General features: G+C 72.9%; 21 protein-coding genes. 8 read left to right on the forward strand and 13 right to left on the reverse strand.

The genetic code is table 11. From position 1 onward, the window contains the following. The first annotated feature begins 35 nt into the window (after window positions 1-35). Both ACWEQO_RS00905 and ACWEQO_RS00910 read left to right on the forward strand, forming a co-directional pair. A complete protein-coding gene (locus ACWEQO_RS00905) occupies window positions 36-914 on the forward strand; it encodes a glycerophosphodiester phosphodiesterase (protein WP_452977448.1) in 879 nt (292 codons plus the stop codon). Between the two features lie 108 nt (window positions 915-1,022). Continuing rightward, entirely contained in the window at window positions 1,023-1,586 is a 564-nt protein-coding gene (locus ACWEQO_RS00910) for a methylated-DNA--[protein]-cysteine S-methyltransferase (RefSeq protein WP_452977451.1), read from the forward strand. 34 nt (window positions 1,587-1,620) lie between these two features. Here ACWEQO_RS00910 and ACWEQO_RS00915 read toward each other — a convergent pair whose 3' ends face one another. Then, the gene (locus ACWEQO_RS00915) at window positions 1,621-2,049 is read right to left on the reverse strand and encodes a VOC family protein (RefSeq protein WP_452977454.1); all 429 of its coding nucleotides are present in this window, start codon (window positions 2,047-2,049) and stop codon (window positions 1,621-1,623) included. Between the two features lie 100 nt (window positions 2,050-2,149). On the opposite strand from ACWEQO_RS00915, the gene ACWEQO_RS00920 reads away from it, so the two are divergent. Then, window positions 2,150-3,058, forward strand: coding sequence for a pseudouridine-5'-phosphate glycosidase (locus ACWEQO_RS00920; RefSeq protein WP_452977456.1), 909 nt, complete (start codon window positions 2,150-2,152; stop codon window positions 3,056-3,058). Then, window positions 3,055-4,023 (forward strand): carbohydrate kinase family protein, encoded by a 969-nt coding sequence (locus ACWEQO_RS00925; RefSeq protein WP_452977458.1) that lies wholly within the window; start codon window positions 3,055-3,057, stop codon window positions 4,021-4,023. Before ACWEQO_RS00920 ends, ACWEQO_RS00925 begins: the two co-directional genes overlap by 4 nt. Window positions 4,024-4,044: 21 nt before the next feature. Here ACWEQO_RS00925 and ACWEQO_RS00930 read toward each other — a convergent pair whose 3' ends face one another. From ACWEQO_RS00930 to ACWEQO_RS00940, 3 genes are all read right to left on the reverse strand, one after another. Next, window positions 4,045-4,839, reverse strand: coding sequence for an SAM-dependent methyltransferase (locus ACWEQO_RS00930; protein ID WP_452977461.1), 795 nt, complete (start codon window positions 4,837-4,839; stop codon window positions 4,045-4,047). Window positions 4,840-4,992: 153 nt separating this feature from the next. Then, window positions 4,993-5,421: a CBS domain-containing protein gene (locus tag ACWEQO_RS00935; protein ID WP_202278695.1), complete on the reverse strand. Its 429-nt coding sequence runs from the start codon at window positions 5,419-5,421 to the stop codon at window positions 4,993-4,995. Window positions 5,422-5,555: 134 nt separating this feature from the next. Further along, complete coding sequence (locus ACWEQO_RS00940; protein ID WP_452977464.1) at window positions 5,556-6,188, reverse strand: uridine kinase; 633 nt, start codon at window positions 6,186-6,188, stop codon at window positions 5,556-5,558. A 190-nt stretch (window positions 6,189-6,378) separates the two neighbouring features. Between ACWEQO_RS00940 and ACWEQO_RS00945 the strand changes: the two genes are divergently transcribed. Beyond that, entirely contained in the window at window positions 6,379-6,876 is a 498-nt protein-coding gene (locus tag ACWEQO_RS00945) for an anthrone oxygenase family protein (RefSeq protein ID WP_452977467.1), read from the forward strand. A 196-nt stretch (window positions 6,877-7,072) separates the two neighbouring features. After that, window positions 7,073-8,596, forward strand: coding sequence for a glutamate synthase subunit beta (locus ACWEQO_RS00950; protein ID WP_452977470.1), 1,524 nt, complete (start codon window positions 7,073-7,075; stop codon window positions 8,594-8,596). Window positions 8,597-8,620: 24 nt separating this feature from the next. On the opposite strand, the gene ACWEQO_RS00955 is transcribed toward ACWEQO_RS00950, so the two are convergent. From ACWEQO_RS00955 to ACWEQO_RS00965, 3 genes are all read right to left on the reverse strand, one after another. Continuing rightward, window positions 8,621-9,427, reverse strand: a complete 807-nt coding sequence (locus ACWEQO_RS00955; RefSeq protein ID WP_361450817.1) for an SAM-dependent methyltransferase — start codon at window positions 9,425-9,427, stop codon at window positions 8,621-8,623. A gap of 136 nt (window positions 9,428-9,563) precedes the next feature. After that, window positions 9,564-9,779, reverse strand: coding sequence for a DUF397 domain-containing protein (locus ACWEQO_RS00960; protein ID WP_095534118.1), 216 nt, complete (start codon window positions 9,777-9,779; stop codon window positions 9,564-9,566). Between the two features lie 96 nt (window positions 9,780-9,875). Further along, window positions 9,876-10,736 carry a helix-turn-helix domain-containing protein gene (locus ACWEQO_RS00965; protein WP_361450814.1) on the reverse strand — a complete coding sequence of 287 codons (861 nt, stop codon included), beginning with the start codon at window positions 10,734-10,736 and terminating at the stop codon, window positions 9,876-9,878. Window positions 10,737-10,942: 206 nt separating this feature from the next. Here ACWEQO_RS00965 and ACWEQO_RS00970 point away from each other — a divergent pair, with 206 nt between their 5' ends. Beyond that, window positions 10,943-11,710, forward strand: coding sequence for an ATP-binding protein (locus ACWEQO_RS00970; RefSeq protein WP_452977474.1), 768 nt, complete (start codon window positions 10,943-10,945; stop codon window positions 11,708-11,710). A 14-nt stretch (window positions 11,711-11,724) separates the two neighbouring features. Then, window positions 11,725-12,135 carry a hypothetical protein gene (locus ACWEQO_RS00975; RefSeq protein WP_361450899.1) on the forward strand — a complete coding sequence of 137 codons (411 nt, stop codon included), beginning with the start codon at window positions 11,725-11,727 and terminating at the stop codon, window positions 12,133-12,135. Between the two features lie 10 nt (window positions 12,136-12,145). On the opposite strand, the gene ACWEQO_RS00980 is transcribed toward ACWEQO_RS00975, so the two are convergent. The 6 genes from ACWEQO_RS00980 to ACWEQO_RS01005 all read right to left on the reverse strand — a co-directional run bounded on the left by ACWEQO_RS00980 (window position 12,146) and on the right by ACWEQO_RS01005 (window position 17,622). Then, window positions 12,146-12,331 (reverse strand): hypothetical protein, encoded by a 186-nt coding sequence (locus ACWEQO_RS00980; RefSeq protein WP_361450808.1) that lies wholly within the window; start codon window positions 12,329-12,331, stop codon window positions 12,146-12,148. Between the two features lie 83 nt (window positions 12,332-12,414). Beyond that, complete coding sequence (locus ACWEQO_RS00985) at window positions 12,415-13,113, reverse strand: DUF899 domain-containing protein (protein WP_452977477.1); 699 nt, start codon at window positions 13,111-13,113, stop codon at window positions 12,415-12,417. A gap of 136 nt (window positions 13,114-13,249) precedes the next feature. Beyond that, window positions 13,250-15,136: an FUSC family protein gene (locus ACWEQO_RS00990; RefSeq protein ID WP_452977480.1), complete on the reverse strand. Its 1,887-nt coding sequence runs from the start codon at window positions 15,134-15,136 to the stop codon at window positions 13,250-13,252. Window positions 15,137-15,472: 336 nt separating this feature from the next. Further along, window positions 15,473-15,685 carry a DUF397 domain-containing protein gene (locus tag ACWEQO_RS00995; protein WP_452977483.1) on the reverse strand — a complete coding sequence of 71 codons (213 nt, stop codon included), beginning with the start codon at window positions 15,683-15,685 and terminating at the stop codon, window positions 15,473-15,475. Next, window positions 15,682-16,500 carry a helix-turn-helix domain-containing protein gene (locus ACWEQO_RS01000; protein WP_452978435.1) on the reverse strand — a complete coding sequence of 273 codons (819 nt, stop codon included), beginning with the start codon at window positions 16,498-16,500 and terminating at the stop codon, window positions 15,682-15,684. Before ACWEQO_RS01000 ends, ACWEQO_RS00995 begins: the two co-directional genes overlap by 4 nt. A 495-nt stretch (window positions 16,501-16,995) precedes the next feature. After that, window positions 16,996-17,622 (reverse strand): hypothetical protein, encoded by a 627-nt coding sequence (locus tag ACWEQO_RS01005; RefSeq protein ID WP_452977486.1) that lies wholly within the window; start codon window positions 17,620-17,622, stop codon window positions 16,996-16,998. Window positions 17,623-17,628 lie beyond the last annotated feature (6 nt).

Raw genomic sequence — 17,628 nt, forward strand, 5'->3', positions numbered from 1 at the left:
CGAAACGACCCGCCCTCTCGATGCGAGGAGTCCGCATGCACATGCGCGCCGTTGTCGCCTCGACCACCGCGCTCCTGGGAACCACCGCTCTCCTGCTCCCCCTCTCCCCCGCGCCCGCGCGTGCCGCCGACGCGGGCGCGCCGCCCGTGGTGGTCGCCCACCGGGGCGCCTCCGGATACGCGCCCGAGAACACCCTGGCGGCCGTCGACAAGGCCGCCGCACTCGGCATCGACTGGGTGGAGAACGACGTCCAGCGCACCAAGGACGGTGAGCTCGTCGTCCTGCACGACGACAGCCTGGCGCGCACCACGAACGTCGAGACGGTCTTCCCCGGCCGGTCGCCGTGGAAGGTGAAGGACTTCACCGCCGCGGAGGTCGCCCGCCTCGACGCGGGCAGCTGGTTCGGCCCCGCGTACGCGGGCACGCGCGTGCCGACGCTGGAGCAGTTCGTGCGGCGGGTGGAGCAGCACGACCAGAAGCTGCTGCTGGAGCTCAAGAGCCCGGAGCTGTATCCCGGCATCGAGCAGGAGACCCTGAAGGTCCTGAGCAACGAGGGCTGGCTCGACCGCGCGCACCTGAGCGACCGGCTGGTCGTGCAGAGCTTCGACGCCGACAGCGTACGGACCGTCCACGAGCTGAAGCCCGGGGTGAAGACCGGTTTCATCGGTGCGCCCCCGGTGAGCGACCTGCCCGCGTACGCGGACTTCGCCGACCAGATCAACCCCCGGCACACCACGCTGTCCGGCGCCTACGTCGCGGCGGTCCATGCCTTCCGCGGGCCGCACGACAAGCCGCTGGAGGTCCTCACCTGGACCGTGGACGACGCGGCGGCGGCCCGGCGGGTCGCGGGATTCGGGGTCGACGGGATCATCAGCAACAAACCCGACGTGGTGCGGGACGCGGTGGACGGCTGACGGCCCACCGCTGACGGCCCACCGCACGGTGCCCTCACGGGTCTTCGCGGGTCTTCGCGGACCTTCGTGCGCCCGGCGTTGTCAGTGGCGGGTCGTACGGTGGGGCGCATGGACAGCCATGGGCGGTACGAGCAGCGGGTCGGGTGGGCGGTCGTCGGCACCGCCATCGGCCCGCTGCTGCTGGCCGCGACCCATGAGGGCCTGGTCAACGTCGTGTTCCACGCCACCGACGAGGTGCGCGACGCCGCGCTGGAGCGGCTGGCGTCCCGGCTCGGCACCGAGCCCGCCGAGGACCCCGGCTCCCCGCTGCTGACCGAGGCGATACGCCAGGTAGAGGCGTACTTCGCGGGCGAGCTCCATGACTTCGACCTGCCGCTGGACTGGTCGCTGGTCTCGGGGGAGGCGGGCTTCAACCGTGAGGTCCTGCGGGAGCTGGCCTCCGGGGTTCCGTACGGCACGGTCGTCGGGTACGGCGATCTGGCGGGGCGGGCCGGCCGGCCCGGCGGCGCCCAGGCCGTCGGCATGGCGATGGGCGCCAATCCGCTGCCGGTGGTCGTGCCCTGCCACCGGGTGGTGGAGAGCGACGGCGGCATCGGCGGGTTCGGCGGCGGGGTGGAGACCAAGCGCCGGCTGCTCGCACTGGAGGGTGTGCTGCCCGAGCCGCTCTTCTGACTTCCGGCGGGCGCGTCGGTCGTGTCGGTCCGCGTCAGTCGTAGTGCCGTGCCTCGAGCACGTTGCCGTCGGGGTCGCGGAAGGAGAAGCTGCGCCTGGCCCTGCCGCGTGCGCCGAAGGAGTCGTACGAGAAGTCCGTCACCGGTACGGAGCGTTCCTCGAGGCGGCCGCGGAGTGCCTCGAAGTCGTCGGCGGGCAGGGACAGACAGAGGTGGTCGACGGGGTGGCCGGAGCTGTCGGCCGCGCCGGGGAGCACCGTCGTCCGTTCCGCCGTGGTGAGGGGCATGAGGTCGAGGAGGGTCTCCTCGTTGACCCGTACCGAGGGGAAGGGCGCCTCGCCGGCGGTGAAGTCGGTGACCCTGACCGGTTCCGGGCCGACCGCCTCCTCGTAGAAGCCGGCGGCGGCGATCGGGTCGCGCACCCGGAGGACGACGTGGTCGAGACGTGCCGCGCTGTCGGTCATGGTGCCCAGGCTCCGTGACGTCCAGGACGGGGCGCGAGAGGTTTGTCCCGGCGCCCGGCCCGCCAGGGATGAGGAAGGAGCGACAGACGGGAGACGGCGCGTGACCCTGACGGTGTCCGAAGAGGTACGGGAGGCCATCGCCGCGCGTCGGCCGGTGGTGGCCCTGGAGTCCACGATCATCGCGCACGGGCTGCCCCGGCCGCGCAACCTCCGGGTGGCGGCGGAGCTGGAGGAGGCGGTGCGGCAGGAGGGCGCCGTACCCGCCACGATCGCGGTGCTGGACGGGCGGCCCCGGGTCGGCCTGGACAAGGAGCAGTTGGAGCGGGTCGCCCGGGAGGACGGCTTCCGCAAGCTCGGCCATCGTGATCTGCCGCTCGCGATGGCCTCCGGCGCGAGCGGCGCCACCACGGTGTCGGCCACCGCCCTGCTCGCGGCGCTGGCGGGCGTACGGGTCTTCGCGACCGGTGGGCTCGGCGGGGTGCACCGCGAGTGGACCGTGACGCAGGACGAGTCGGCCGACCTGGGGCTCCTCGCGCGGACCCGGATCACCGTGGTGTGCGCGGGGGTGAAGTCGATCCTGGACGTGCCGGCGACGCTGCAGCGGCTGGAGACCCTGGGGGTCGCGGTCGCCGGGTACGGCACGGACCGCTTCCCCGGCTTCTATCTGTCGGACTCGGGGCACCCCGTGGACTGGCGGCTGGACACCCCGGAGCAGGTGGCCGGGGTCATGCGGGCGCAGGACGCGCTCGGTGGGCCCGGGTCGGCGCTGGTCGTGGCCAACCCGGTGCCCGAGGGGGAGCAGTTGGATCCGGGGCTGCACGCGCGGGTGCTGGACGAGGCGCTGCGCGCGTGCGAGGCGGAGGGCGTCACCGGTCAGGCCGTCACTCCGTTCCTGCTCGACCACGTGGTGCGCCGCACCGACGGCGCCTCCCTCGCCGCCAACCTCGCGGCGGTCCGGGGCAACGTACGGCTGGCGGCACGCGTCGCGGCGGCCTGGGCCGGGGCGTGACGGAGCCCCGGCCGGGCGAGGGGGCCGGGGCCGCGGGCCGCACGGCGGGGCCGGCCGGCGGGCGTCGTGGCGCGCTGCTGGTCGTCGGTGACGTCATCACCGACGTGGTGGCCCGGTACCGGGGGCCGCTCGCCCCCGGTACGGACACGGCGGCGGCGATACGGACGGTTCCCGGTGGCGCGGGGGCCAATGTGGCCTGCTGGGCGGCGTGTCGGGGCGACGCGGAGGTGCGGCTGCTCGGTCGGGTGGGCGAGGACTCGGCGACGTGGCACACCCGGGAGCTGCTCGCCCGCGGGGTGCGCCCCTCGCTGGTGGTCGACCCGCGGGCGCCGACCGGGACGGTGGTCTGCCTGGTCGACGAAGGTGCGGCGGCCGAGCGGACCTTCCTGACCGACAGCGGCGCCTCGCTGCGGCTCGAACCCGGTGACTGGTCGGACGCGTTGCTGGACGGGGTGGCCCGGCTGCATCTGTCGGGGTACCTGCTGTTCGCCGAACCGAGCAGGGCGTTCGTCGCGGTGGCCCTGAAGGCGGCACGCGCACGGGGGGTGCCGGTGAGCCTGGATCCGGCCTCGGCCGGTTTCCTCGCCGAGCTGGGCAGGGACCGTTTCCTGGCCCTGGCCGAGGGGGTGGACGTCCTGCTGCCGAGCCGTGACGAGGCGTGTCTGCTCGCCGGGGCGTCCGGGACGGCGGACGCGGCGGCCCGGTTGAGCCGGCGGTTTCCCCTGGTCGTGGCCAAGCAGGGCGCCGAGGGTGCGCTGCTGGCCCGGTCCGGCCGGGTGTTCGCCCGTGTGTCCGCCGTGGCCACGACACCCCGGGACAGCACGGGTGCCGGTGACGCCTTCACCGGCGCGTTCCTCACCGCCCTCGTGGCGGGCGCCGGTCCACGACGCGCGGCGGCGGAGGGCTGCCGGGCGGGTGCGCTGGCGGTGCGGCAGGTGGGCGGCCGCCCACCTGCACCCGTGTGACGCCTCCGGCCGACTCCGGGCCTACGCCTTGCGTCCCCAGGCCGAGATCATCGGGGCCGTCGCCAGGTCCAGGGTGCCGGAGGCGACGTTGGCGAGGTGGCGGTCGATGTCCTGGGCCGTGGCGATGCCCGCGGTGACGAGCCGGTCACGGACGAGGCGGATGGTGGCGGACTCCAGCGCCGCACAGGCCGGTGCCGCGACCGGGAAGTACGCGTCGGCCCGCACCTCGGTCAGTCCGGACTCCCGCAGCAGGCGCGGGAGTCCGCGGCCACGGGCGAGGTCGGCGCCCCGGTCGCCGAGGAGCTTGCGCAGACCCTGCCGGAGCCGGTTCGCCAGCCGCTGTTCGGGACCGTACTCGTCCGGGCAGACCAGGGGCTGCAGGGCGGGGTCGGTGTCCTCGACCAGCAGACGCCCGCGGGGACGCAGGGCCCCGGCCATCGAGCGCACCGCACGCTCGCGGTGTACCGCGCCGATGAGCGGGAACCGGACGTGCACCAGGTCGAAACCGCCCGCCGGCGGCTCCTCCGTGCCGATGTCGTGGGTGCGTACCTCCGCCGGCGGGCGGGCGACCGGGGCGAGCCGACCGGTGTCGGTGCCGGTGACCAGCACCCGTCCGGTCGGTCCGACCTTCTTGGCGAGCCAGGTCACCACGGAGGTTCCGCCGGCGCCGACCTCCCAGCAGTTCCAGCCGGGCCCGACGCCGACCGCTTCGAGGTGCCGGAACGTGGTGGGATCGAACAGATCGGCGAAGGCGTCGAGGTGCCCCGCCGCCCCGTCCTCCCGGTGATCGAGCGGGTGCCCGTCGGTTCGCATCATGCCGCGATCATCCCAGTCACCCGGCTCGTCCGGCTTGTCCGGCACGGGTGACGCTCCGGCCCGTTCACGCCCGCAGCCGGGAACCGGGTGGGCGAGACGGAGGAACAGAGGAACAGAGGGGAAGGAGGACGGGACGGGGAGCGGAGAGGGGGATCAGCCGGTCGCGGTCCTGGCGTAGACGTTCTCGGCCCAGGTGGCGAGCTGATCGTCCGTCAGGTGCCGGGCGAGATCTGCTTCGCTGATCATGCCGACCAGGCGCTTGTCGTCGATGACGGGGAGCCGGCGGATCCGGTGCGTCTCCATCTCCTGGAGGACCTCGCTGACGTCGGCGTCCGCCTCGATCCAGCGCGGTGTTCCCTTGGCCATCTCTCCCGCGGTGGTCCTGGCCGGGTCGTGGCCCATGGCGACGCAGCCGACGACGATGTCGCGGTCGGTGAGAATGCCGCAGAGCCGTTCGTTCTCGTCACTGATGGGCAGCGCGCCGACGTTCAGATCGCGCATCAGCTGGGCTGCGCGGTCGAGCGTCTCGTGGGCGGGGATCCACTGGGCGCCGCGGTGCATGATGTCTCCGGCGGTGGTCATGAGGTGCCTCCCGATACCGGACGGCCGGTGCGGCACGGGGCGCACCGCGAGTACCGGCGCTCTCCATTGTCGGCCGCACCACCCGGGCCCCGCACTTCCGCCCGGCCCCGCGACGTCTCGGCCGCTGCCACGTCTCAACCGCACCAGGCCGGGTGGCGGGGGTCGTCGGCGCGCACCAGGACGTCGGCGGTGCCGGCCGGGTCGGTCTCCTGCTCGTAGCGCTCGAAGGCGGGCAGGGTCCAGTGCCCGGACTCGGGGGTGCGGCGGCGCAGGGCGCCCGGGGAGAGCGAGACGTGGACGCTCAGGTCGAAGGGGAACCAGTGCCGCAGGAGGAGCGGGCCGTGCAGCAGCAGTGCGCCGCCGGGTGGCAGCGGGACCCGGGGGCTGCGGGTGGCGCGGTCGGTGGCCGGGTCCCACAGGTCGGGCAGGACCCGTCCGCTCCCGCCCGGTTCGAGGGGGCCGAAGACCTCACGCCAGAGGGCGCCGGTGTCGTACCAGCCGTCGTAGTAGGACTCCGGGTCCTGACGGCCGTGCTCCAGCCGGACCGAGGCGGGACGCAGGAAACCGTCCGTGCTCACGACGAGGGAGGGGCGTCCGAGAACCCGCAGGGACGCGGCGACGCGTTCGGCGAGGTCTCCGGGCCGGCCGGCCGGGGCGCCGTCGAGGGCGACGCGCGGCCAGGGGCTGCCGTCGGCCGTCCGCAGCGTCGTCAGGCGCTCGGCGAGGAGGTCGCCGAGCCGGTCCCAGGTGATCGCTTCGCATCGCACACGGCCATGATGCGCCGTCCGCCGCCGACGGCGCCCCCTGCCCCTGGTTCCTCACCGGAGGCACGCTGGACGTCCGCGTATGGCTCCGCGACGCTCGGCCATGGGCGCCGGGCCCGGGTCCGGCTTCACTGGTGGTGACGGTGGACGGCGGGAGAGGGTCCCGGCCGGCGGACGGGCAGGAGTCGACGACGTGATCGAGGGACCATCCTCCATGCCGACGGCACTGACCGTGCTGGCGGTGTCGGGGGCGCTCGGGACCGGACTGGTGGCGGGGGTCTTCTGCGCCTTCTCGACGTTCGTGATGAGGGGGCTCGCGGCGCTGCCGCCCGCGCGGGGCGTGGCCGCGATGCAGTCGGTCAACGTGGCCGCGGTGCGGGCGCCCTTCATGCTGGTCTTCCTCGGCTCGGCACTGCTGTGCGCGGCGGTCGCCGTGGTGACGGCGGTGAGCAGGCCGGACGAGGGCGCGGTCGGGCTGCTGGTCGGCAGCGCACTGTATCTGTTCGGCGGTTTCGGGGTCACCGCCGCCGCGAACGTGCCGCGCAACGACGTGCTGGCCGGGCTCGCCCCGGACACCGCCGAGGCCTGCGCGTACTGGACCGCCTACGTGCGCGGGTGGATGCTGTGGAACCACGTGCGCACGGTCGCCTCGGCGGGGGCCGCGCTGTCCTACGTACTGGTCCTCGCCTGACGGACGACAGAGGACGCATGACGGAAAACTGAGGCAAAAGCGCTGTCCGAGGCCCTGCGGGCGCGCTGGGGCAGCCGTATGGTGGCCAAGGAGCAGAGCGCCGGGGAGAGCGCACCCGCAGGGGTGCCGCCCCACCGCTGAGGAGCGCCGCCCTACGACGCCTGGCCCGTCACCCGCGTACGCAAGGAAGACGGCCATGGCCGATCCCAAGGGTTTCCTGACCACGCCGCGCCGGGACCGGCCGCGCAGGCCGATCGAGGAGCGGGTCCGTGACTGGGACGAGGTCTACGTCCCCGGCGCGCTGCTGCCCCTCGTCAGCCAGCAGGCCGACCGCTGCATGGACTGCGGTGTCCCCTTCTGCCACGAGGCGTGCCCGCTGGGCAATCTGATCCCCGAGTGGAACGACCTGGTCTCGCGCGAGGACTGGCGGGCCGCGGCGGAGCGGCTGCACGCCACGAACAACTTCCCCGAGTTCACCGGCAGGCTCTGCCCGGCGCCCTGCGAGGCGGGCTGTGTGCTGGCCATCAACCAGCCCGCCGTCACCATCAAGGACGTCGAGTGCGCCATCGCCGACCGTGCCTGGGCGGAGGGCTTCGCCGCGCCGGTCCCGCCGGACCGGCTCTCCGGCCGGACGGTGGCGGTGGTCGGCTCGGGTCCCACCGGTCTGGCCGCGGCCCAGCAGCTGACCCGGGCCGGTCACACGGTCACCGTGTACGAGCGGGACGACCGGATCGGCGGGTTGATGCGGTACGGCATCCCCGAGTTCAAGATGGAGAAGCGTCATCTGGAGCGGCGCATCGAGCAGATGCGGGCCGAGGGGACGGTGTTCCGTACGTCCACGGCGGTCGGGCGCGATGTCGACGCCGCCGGGCTGCGGGCGCGGCACGACGCCGTGGTGATCGCCACCGGGGCGACCGCGTGGCGTGAACTGGCCGTGCCGGGAAGGGAACTGACCGGAGTTCACCAGGCCATGGAATACCTGCCGCTCGCCAACCGGGTCTGTGCGGGGGACCTGGAGAAGTCCCCGCTGTCCGCCGCGGGCAGGGACGTCGTCATCGTCGGCGGCGGCGACACGGGCGCCGACTGCCTGGGCACGGCCGTGCGGGAGGGGGCGGCGTCCGTGACCCAACTGGACATCTACGAGCGGCCGGGCGCCGTCCGCGACGAGGAGGCCGAGCCCTGGCCGACGTACCCGAAGCTCTACCGGTCGTCCCCCGCGCACGAGGAGGCCCGTGCCCTGCGGACGGCACCGGCGGTGGTCGAGAAAACCGAGAACGCCGAGCACCCCGAGAACGCCGACGCGCGGCTGTTCGCGGCCTCCGCGCTCCGCCTCACCGGCGACGCGGACGGGCGGGTCCGGGCGGTGCACCTGGTCGAGGTGGACGCGGAGCGCCGCCCCGTACCGGGCACCGAACGTGTCCTCCCGGCCGGTCTGGTCCTCCTCGCGCTCGGCTTCTCCGGACCGGACCGGGCGGACGGGCTGGTCAGCGGGCTCGGTCTGGAGCTGGAGCCGCGCGGCACGATCGCGCGCGACGCCGGTTTCGCCACGAACGTGCCGGGCGTGTTCGCGGCGGGGGACGCCGCCCGTGGGCAGTCGCTGATCGTGTGGGCGATCGCCGAGGGCCGGGCGGTGGCGGCGGCCGTCGACCGCCACCTGACCGACGGCACCACCCGTCTCCCGGCTCCCATCGGCCCGTACGACCGTCCGATGAGGGCATGACGCGCCGACGGGAACCGCCCCGGCCTACGCCTTGCGCCCCACCGCCCCGTACCCCGGGATCACCCCGTCGTCCTGGCCGGGTACGGGCTCGCCCAGCTCGGGGTGCCACAGGTGGGGCACCTGGACACCGGGGTCGACCAGTTCGAGGCCGTCGAAGAAGCGGGTGAACTCCTCGCGGGAGCGCAGGGCCAGGGTGACACCCGCGGCCTTGAGCTTCTCGGTGGCCGCCTTCGACTCCTCGGGGGTGAAGTCGGAGGTCGCGTGGGAGATCACCAGGTGGCTGCCGGCAGGCAGCTCGGCGAGCAGCCTGCCGACCAGCTCGTGGGCGCCGTCCTCGTCGGAGACGAAGTGCAGCAGCGCGATGAGGGAGAGCGCGACCGGCTGGTCGAAGTCGAGGATCTTCCGCGCGCCCTCCAGGATGGATTCCGGCTCGCGCACATCGGCCTGGATGTACTCGGTCACCCCCTCGTCGGTGCCGCGCAGCAGCGCCCCGGCGTGGGCCAGCACGATCGGGTCGTTGTCGCAGTAGACGACGCGCGCGTCGGGTGCGACCTCCTGGGCGACCTGGTGGAGGTTGGGCTCGGTGGGGATGCCGGTGCCGATGTCGAGGAACTGGCGTATGCCCTGGCCGGCCAGCCAGCGCGTGGCGCGCTGCATGAAGGCGCGGTTCACCCGGGCCATCACCGGCACCCTCGGGTCGAGGGCGAGCATCTGCCGGCCCATGGCCTCGTCGACCGGGTAGTTGTCCTTCCCGCCGAGGTACCAGTCGTACATCCGCGCGGTGTGCGGCTTGCTCGTGTCGATCTCGACGGAGGGCTGCTGCCCGGTCATGACGGACTCCGTAAGTGTCTGCAACTGTCAGTGATCAATTTCAGGGTCGAACCAGAGTGCGGGGGGAACGAGCGACATCGGCTGAACGCCGGGGGCGAGGGCGGACGGGAAGCAACGGTAGAACAGTCAACAAGCGTCAGGACAGCAGGAAATCCGCCTCTCCCGCTTTGGCTCCCTCGATGAAGGCCGTCATCTCGGCCGAGGTGTAGATGAGCGCCGGTCCGTCCGGGTCGGTGGACTGCCGGACGGCGATCCGGCCGTCGTCGAGCTTCATCGCCTCCAGGCAGTTGCCGCCGTTGCCGCCGCTCCAGGGCTTGTGCCAGCCCTCGCTGCCCAGCTCCCGCGCGGGCATGCCGTTGTAGATCCGCTCGGTGCGGCCCCCCGGCCGGGGCGGCGGGAGGGGGGAGCCCAGGGCCAGGGACAGGGACAGGGACGTGAGGTGGTTCATTCACAACTCCTTGCGGAGATCCCTGAGGATCACCTTCGTGCGATGTGCTGTGGCGGCCTGCGCCGCCATGCGGTCCATGACCTCGAGGTGGGTCGCCACCTCGGCACGCGCGTCCAGGTAGACGGCGCCGGTCAGGTACTCGCTGTAGACCATGTCCGGCAGTTCGGGCATGCCGAACCGGAACAGCACGAACGGCCCGTACGTGCCGGGGTGCGGACCACCCGCGAACGGGGCGACCTGCAGCGTCACGTTGGACATCTTCGTGGCGTCGAGAAGTCTGTCGACCTGGGCACGCATCACCTCCGGGCCGCCGACCGGGCGGCGCAACACCGTCTCGTCCATGACGACCCACAGCCGGGGCGCGTCGTCGCGGGCGAGCAGTTCCTGCCGTTGCATGCGCAGCGCGACGTGACCCTCGATGTCCTCGGGACTGGTCTGCCCGATGGCGCCCGAGCGCAGCACGGCACGCGCGTAGTCCTCGGTCTGCAGCAGTCCGGGGACGAAGTGGGGCTCGTAGCTGCGGATGAGGGTGGCCGCGCCCTCCAGGCTGACGTACATCGAGAACCAGCCGGGCAGGATCTCGTGGAAGCGCTGCCACCAGCCGGGCCGGTTGGCGTCCTCGGCGAGCCGGACGAAGGCGTCGGTCTCCTCCTCGGAGACGCCGTACGCCTTCAGCAGCAGCTGGAGGTACGGGATCTTGAGCGCGACCTCGGCCGTCTCCATGCGGCGGATCGTGGCGGGGGCGACGCGCAGGACGCGGGCGGCCTCCTCCCGCTTGAGGCCGGCGCTTTCCCGCAGATCCAGCAGACGCCGGCCGAGGACGACCTGGCCGACCGTCGGCGCGGACCGCGGTTCACTCACGCTCCACCTCCACGAACTCCACGAATTCCACCGAAAGGATTCCTGACAGCCCGGCGGCGCCAATTCGAGAGCCCTTCGAAGATCCGCCCATCCGTTCGAACGTTTCCTCGAGAGCCTCAACTGGCGCCGCGCGGGGTGCTGTTGCGAGCAGTGTGCCACGGCCGTCCAGACCGTCACACAGCACTCTGGATTTTTCAGAGTGACGCTTGCCAAGTGTGCACGGCGGGGCGATAGTGGCAGGCGTGATTCCGCCCGCGCCCTTAGGAACAGACACCGCTGTGAGCCTCTCCGGTCTCGGCCCCGCCCAGGGAGCCGCCGACGCCGCAGGGGCTGCTGCCCGGCGCCGGTTCCGTTTCGAACTGGCCGCCCATCCGGGTTCTCCCGCGCAGGCCAGACGTCTGACGAGGGCCCGGCTGACCGGCTGGGCGGTCAGCGAGGACACCTGCGACACGGCGGCCCTGGTGGTCTCCGAGCTCGTCACCAACGCCATCGTGCACACGGCCAGCAGCCACATAGTCTGCGAGCTGCACGACGGTGACGACCTGGTGCGCATAGCCGTGCGGGACGAGGGCTGCGGCCCCGACCAGCCCCGGGCGAACACCCGGCAGCGGCCGGAGGACGAGCACGGCAGGGGCCTGCTCCTCGTCGACGCCGTGTGCCACGCCTGGGGCGCCCATGAACACGGCCCCGGTCTGCTGGTCTGGGCCGAGCTGCCCCGCAGGGCGGACCTGGCGCGCCCTCCCGACGAGCCGTACAACGACCTCGGCTGGGGCGAGCGGCCCAAGCCGGGCCCCGCCGACGGCTCGGACGACGGCTCGAACGACGGCTCGAACGACGAGGGGGCCCAGCAGCGGCACCACGCCGCCGTGGCCCCGAGGTCCGCGGCAGCCGCGATGTCGACGGCGGCCCCGCACGCACATCAGCGCGAGTACGTCCCCACGCGCCGGCACGGCCGCGACGGAGGGCGGGTGTGACGGACGCCCGCACCATGAGCCTGAACACGCTGGTCCACCTCCAGCGCGGACGGCACACCCCGGCCGTACCGCCCCGGCGGCTGCCCGTCCCCGAGGGGATGACGGCGCCGATGGGCTGCGACGCGGTGGCGGTCCCGGCCCGCTTCGGACCGCTGGTGCTGCCCCGGCTCCCCCGGGTGGGGTGCGTCTACGCCGACGAGGCGCACTGGTGGTGGCTGGTTCCGTCCGACTCCGACTACGCCCTGGAGTGGCCCGCCCCCGCACGCTACGACACCGGCGCCCTCGTACCGGACGCCCCGCGCCTCCCCGACCTGATCCACCGCCCCGACTGCACGGTCCCGTACACCCCGCCGATACCGCTCTACCTGGCGGTGTGCCGCCTGACGGACACCGCCCCGAGCTGGTCCCGCCCGGTCACCGCATAGGCGCCGGGCCTCACACGGCCGCCGGGGCGCCGCCGTCGCCGCTGCGGACGATCACCAGGAACATGTCGGTCGCGAGGTCCATGACGACCTCGGCGGGCAGGCCCTCCAGCCGCCGCTCCCGCGCGAACTCCTCCGCCGGCCAGGACCCCCGCGGCCCACCCGCGGGGAAGCGTTCCAGTACCGTTCGCCCGTCCACCTGCTGCCTCCGTTCGGCGTCCCACTCATGGAGTCAAACGCCGACGGCAGGTAAAACGCCTCGCCCGGTGACACTACTGAGACCTACTCGTCGTGCTCGTCGTACTCGTCGTGATAGCGGATGCGCTCACTGCCCGCCGGGGCGCCGAAAGCCGAGGCGCGCCCCCTGGGCTCCTCCCACTCCTCCTGCCGGCCGAGCACCGTGAGGTCCAGCAGGGTGGTGGTCGAGCCGAGCCCGTCGAGGCCGCGCTCGTAGGTCGAGTAGGTGTGGAAGACCCGGTCCCCGTCCCGCAGGAAGCAGCTGAGGCCGGGCCGTTCGACCAGCTCTCCCGCGCGCTCGAGCGTGACCTCGAAATCCTCGTTGAAGTCGCCGGGGAAGGAGGAGTACCAGGGCAGCGTCCAGCCCATCCGCGCCTTGAACGGCAGGATCTTCCGGTACGGCGCCCGGGAGACGGCCGCGAAGGTGGTGTCGCGGGCCTTCAGATGGGCGAGGTGCCCGATCTGGTCCAGGAACGCGGAGCAGCTGCGGCACCCGGCGTCCCACTCCGGCGCGAACATGAAGTGGTACACGACGAGCTGCCGCCGCCCCTCGAAGAGATCGAGCAGCCCGGCCTTCCCGTCGCCTCCCTCGAACACGTACTCCCGGTCGATCCCGACCATGGGCAGCCGGCGCCGCTCGGCGTTGAGCGCGTCCCGCGCGCGGGTGACGACCTTCTCCTTGACCAGCAGTTCCTCACGCGCCGCGCGCCAGTCGGCGCGCGAGACGATCTCCGGAAGCGACATGGTTCCTCCTGTACAACGGTCCCGTTGCAAGGGGTGACCGACGACGCCTCCGGAACTCATCGGAACCCGCCCGCCCGGTTCCGAGATCTTTCGCACCGGTCGTGCGAGCGCGGGTGCCCCGGGAGTCACCGGCCGCTCACGGCCGCCCGGACCGCGCCCCGCCATCGGCTCGCCCGGCGACGGGCAGCTCCGGCAGCCGGACCCCGACGCGCTCGCGGCGCCGGTCGAGGGCGTCCCGGAGTTCGGCGAGCTGCTCGGCGTGACGGACGTCGAGCCGTCCCGTGTCGTCGAGGTGGACGGCGCAGGCGGTGGTGGTGTCGACGAGCCGTTCGAGGAGGGCGGCGAACTCGTCCGCGCCGTCGGCGTGCCGGGCGAGCGCGGGCAGCTCCGCGGAGGCGAGCGCGATGGCGCCGCGGGCCTCGGCGAGGGTGCGGTAGGCCTCACGGCGCAGGACCCAGCGGGCCGCGCGGTCGCCGGACCCGTCCAGCACATGGGCGAGGTACGCGTGCGCGGCCTCCCCCGCTTCCGTGAGCCGGACCCGGATGGCGCCACCGCGCCGCACGGGCATCGGCAGGTGTCCGACGACGAGCACGATGACGCAGGCCAGCAGCGTCTCGCCGATCCGTGCCACGGAGGCCTGCGGTTCACCGCCCACCATCACCAGGGCGAGCACGAGCACGGTGATGACGGTGGTCTGCGCGGCGAAGTGCCGGGCGGCGACCGGGATGAGCGCTCCGCTGACCGCCACCAGCGCGATGAGCCCTTCCGGCCGGGGCAGCACGGCGGCGGCCCCGGCGAACAGGAGCGCCCCGAGCACGGTTCCGGCAGCCCGGTTCAGCACCCGCGAGGCGAGCGGTCCGAGGTCGGGCTTGACGAGGAAGACGGCGGTGACGGGCAGCCAGTACCAGTACGCGTGCTGCCCGTCCCAACGGGCGTGGTACAGGGCCTGGGCGACGGCGACGCTCACGCCGAAGCAGAGGGCGACCCGCAGGCCGTACTCCTGTCCCCGGGTGCCGAGGAGGGTACGGGTGAGAGCGGCGCGGGACCGGCGGCGCGTGTGCAGGTCGCCGCCGTCGGCCCGGTCGAAGGCCACGGCGGCGCGCAGGAGGGCGTCGTCGAGGGCGCGCAGCGCGGGGACGGACCGGGAGGGTGCGGGCAGCGGCCCGCCGGGGGCACCGCCGCGTACGGCGGCGGCGAGCCGCCGGGGCCCTTCGGACGCGCGAGCCGGTACGGCCTCCCCCGCCCAGGCCAGCGCGGTCGCGGCCTCCGCCAGCGGCAGCGCGGCGGCGTACTGCGCGTGCAGTCGCCGTTCGGCCGCGGAACCGGCGTACCGCCGCAGCCGGGGTCCGGCGAGCGCGTCCTGCGCGTGGTCGAGGGCGGCGGTGAGTGCGGCGCGCCGCGCGGTGGCGGCGGGTGAGCCGGCGGCGTCGAGCAGCGCGGCGACGGCCTCGTACACACCGGCCACGGCATGCCGCTCGCCGTCGAACCGGAAGTCTCCCGCGAGGGACCCCGGAGCGGGCAGCGCCAGCCGCAGCAGGAGCAGCCACGCGGCTCCGGCGAGGTAGGCGAGCGCCCGCTGCCCGCCGGGTTCGGGCAGGGGCATTCCGACGCCGACGGCGGCCCCGACGAGCAGCTGGATCCCGGCGGCGGAGCCGGTGGGACTCAGCGCGCTGACCGCGCCGGCGACCAGCCCGCACCCTGTCAGGGTCAGGGTCAGGGGGACGGCCGGGAGGTGGTCCCCCGCGTACGTCCCGACGAGGAGCCCGGCCGCCCCGGCGAGCGCGGGCACTCCGATCCGGCTGACGGAGGCGCGTCGGCTGCCCGGCAGGTCGTTGATCCCGGCGAACATGGCGCCGATGGCGGCGACGACGCCGAGGGTGGGATGCCCGGCGAGGACGGCGGCGACCAGCAGGGGCCCGCCGCCCAGCACTCCCCGCGTGACCGCGCTCCACGGGACCGGTCCGCGCTGGGCCCGCAGGGCATGGGCGAGCCAGAGGGGTACGGCGGGCGTGGTGCGGGACACGGTGCTCCAGTCGTCTCGTCGGGGCGGGGTGGGGCTCGCGGGCGACGGTGACCGGGCTGGGGACGTGGTGTCCACCGTAAACGGGATTGTCGGAGGGAAGGGAACAGTCTCGTTTCCGGGATGTGACGGTGCGAGCGAAAGGGATGTTTTCGGAGGAACACGATCCGCGACGCGCTTGTTCCATGAGGTTCCCGCAGGACCGGGGTCGGCCCTCCCTCCCATGGGCCACGGATACCGAGATCGCGGCCGTCTGTCGGCTGCCGCCGCAGTCATCGTGGGTACGCGGTGCCCCATGACCCAGGTCAGCGGTCACGGGGCACCGGAGTGCTCTTCGCTCTACGCGGTGTGTCGGGCAGCGAATCCGAGGAACTCCGCCCATGCACCCGGTGTGAGGCTGACCAGGGCACTCGCCTTGTCCTTCGAGTCGCGTACGCACACGACACCGCTCCCGGCGGCTACCTCGACGCACTCTCCACCGTCCCCGGCGCTGTAACTGCTCTTGGACCACGCCAGGTCGTCGAAGTCTCGCCCGGTCGTTTCCCCGCTCATCCCTCTCCCAACAACTTCTCGATCAACGAGAGCGATTCAGCCGGTGTGAGCGCCTGCGCTCGGAGACTCCCGTACGCAGTCTCAAGCTCCCGGACCTTCCCGCGCTCGGTGTGGACGTGGCTGTCACCTTGCACCTCTGTGTAGGCGATCCTCCGCTCATCCTTGGTCTCCATCAAGGTGAACGGGCCGGCCAGTCCTGCGTGTTCCTTGCGGGAGAGGGGCATCACCTGGATCTCGACGTTCCGCTGCTCCCCGGCCAGCAGAAGATGCTCCATCTGTCCCCGCCAAACGGTCTCACCACCGAGCGGGCGGTGCAGCACCGCCTCATCGATCACGAAGGTCAGATGCGGTGCCGGGCGCCTGGCGAAGATGTCCTTCCGTGCCATGCGTGCGGTCACGCGCTGCTCGATGACCTCCGCGTCCAGCAACGGACGCCACATCGCGCACACGGCACGGGCGTACTCCTCCGTCTGCAACAGTCCAGGGACAGCCCGGGTGCCGTACACATGGAGTTCGACCGCCTGCGCCTCCAACCGCGCCGCATCCCGAAAGAACGCCGGATACTGCGCCCTCGCCACCTCCTCCTTTCCCGCCTTCAACAGCCCACCCGCGTCGAGCAGTTCATCCGCGTTGTCGATGAACTTGGGCGGCGGGATCCGCCTCCCCTGCTCAAAGGAAGCGATCGTCGACACGGAGTACCCCGCCCTGCTCCCCAACTCCGCCCGGTCCAGCCCCGCCCGCTCCCTGCACAGCTTCAACTGCCGCCCGAAGACGTGCAGGATGCCCGCGCTCGCCTCCTGCTCCTGGCCGTCCACCTGCTGCCGCTGTTCCTCCACGCCCGGCACCTCCCGTACGTACTCACCGCCGAACACCCCGCGCAGTCCTCGCGCACGCAACCAACCCGCCCCGCGGGGCCTCCGTCACGGCTCACCCCGTGTACAGGCCCCGCCCCGGCGACGTACAGCCACCGCCGGTCAGCGCGTCACGCCTGTTCGACGCTACGCACAGTTCGCCACAGTCACCCCATGAAGTCGGCAACTCCCCCGCAAAGGTGTACGCCCCGGCCGACCCGCACCTTTGCAATGCAGTTCACCCTGATCTCCGCCGAACTCACCGCGAACGACGTCTCGGCGCCCTCGCCGTCGTCTCGTTCCCTCATCTCCCGGTGATGTGCTGGTCCCGGGCCGCCTGGTAGGCGCGGGCGTCGCCCTCCGCCCGCGCCTCCATGCGCACGTCACCGCGGATCTCCTGACCGCCGACCGCTCACCGAGCAGCGCGGCCCTCCCGCTGAGCAACGGTGTCGGCGAGGCTCAGCCGTTGTAGGAGCCCAGCGGCTTCAGGTCGTTGAAGTGGAGGGGGTTTCGGATCACGGGCTCGTCCGAGAGCCGGTCGTCCTCCACGAGGTAGTAGCCCTTCTCACGGCCGCGGCCCTGCGCCCATTCCGTGAGGCTGCGCAGGGCCGCCGCCCCGTCCGAGAAGCCCCTCCAGGCCATCCGCCCGGCACCGAAGCCGTGCATGGCCGCGCTTGCCCCGTCCTTGACCCGGTCCTTGGCGTGGTAGGAGTACCCCGAGGCGTGACCGGTCTCGAAGTCGGTGATCCTGACGCCGTTCACGGCCCGCCGCTCGCGCACCCGCGTGAAGGTGTTGCCCAGCTCACGGGCGTAGTACAGCGTCAGCGCGATGTCCTCGGCGGTGTGGCCCGCGCGGGCCGCCAAACCGGGATGGTAGGCGACCTCCAACCGGTCGTGCTCGCGGGGCACGAAGAAGTGATGGACGACCGGATTCTTCTGCCGGAGGAACGGGAACGCCACCTGGTGCGGAGGATAGAGGAACTGCACGTCCTCGATGTGCAGGGTTGCCTGCTCACCCGACGCGAGTTCCACCGCCACCAGATACCTCCGGTGTGCCGTCAGGAATCCCGGAATCACATTGCTCATTTCCCG

It is taken from the genome of Streptomyces sp. NPDC004051 (assembly GCF_053604275.1).

What these genes read in the sequence shown, in the direction of transcription:
- ACWEQO_RS00905 (WP_452977448.1), top strand. Translation starts at nt 36, where the DNA reads ATGCACATGCGCGCCGTTGTCGCCTCGACCACCGCGCTCCTGGGAACC.
- ACWEQO_RS00910 (WP_452977451.1), top strand. Translation starts at nt 1,023, where the DNA reads ATGGACAGCCATGGGCGGTACGAGCAGCGGGTCGGGTGGGCGGTCGTC.
- ACWEQO_RS00915 (WP_452977454.1), bottom strand. Translation starts at nt 2,049, where the DNA reads ATGACCGACAGCGCGGCACGTCTCGACCACGTCGTCCTCCGGGTGCGC.
- ACWEQO_RS00930 (WP_452977461.1), bottom strand. Translation starts at nt 4,839, where the DNA reads ATGATGCGAACCGACGGGCACCCGCTCGATCACCGGGAGGACGGGGCG.
- ACWEQO_RS00935 (WP_202278695.1), bottom strand. Translation starts at nt 5,421, where the DNA reads ATGACCACCGCCGGAGACATCATGCACCGCGGCGCCCAGTGGATCCCC.
- ACWEQO_RS00950 (WP_452977470.1), top strand. Translation starts at nt 7,073, where the DNA reads ATGGCCGATCCCAAGGGTTTCCTGACCACGCCGCGCCGGGACCGGCCG.
- ACWEQO_RS00955 (WP_361450817.1), bottom strand. Translation starts at nt 9,427, where the DNA reads ATGACCGGGCAGCAGCCCTCCGTCGAGATCGACACGAGCAAGCCGCAC.
- ACWEQO_RS00960 (WP_095534118.1), bottom strand. Translation starts at nt 9,779, where the DNA reads ATGCCCGCGCGGGAGCTGGGCAGCGAGGGCTGGCACAAGCCCTGGAGC.
- ACWEQO_RS00975 (WP_361450899.1), top strand. Translation starts at nt 11,725, where the DNA reads ATGAGCCTGAACACGCTGGTCCACCTCCAGCGCGGACGGCACACCCCG.
- ACWEQO_RS00985 (WP_452977477.1), bottom strand. Translation starts at nt 13,113, where the DNA reads ATGTCGCTTCCGGAGATCGTCTCGCGCGCCGACTGGCGCGCGGCGCGT.
- ACWEQO_RS00995 (WP_452977483.1), bottom strand. Translation starts at nt 15,685, where the DNA reads ATGAGCGGGGAAACGACCGGGCGAGACTTCGACGACCTGGCGTGGTCC.
- ACWEQO_RS01005 (WP_452977486.1), bottom strand. Translation starts at nt 17,622, where the DNA reads ATGAGCAATGTGATTCCGGGATTCCTGACGGCACACCGGAGGTATCTG.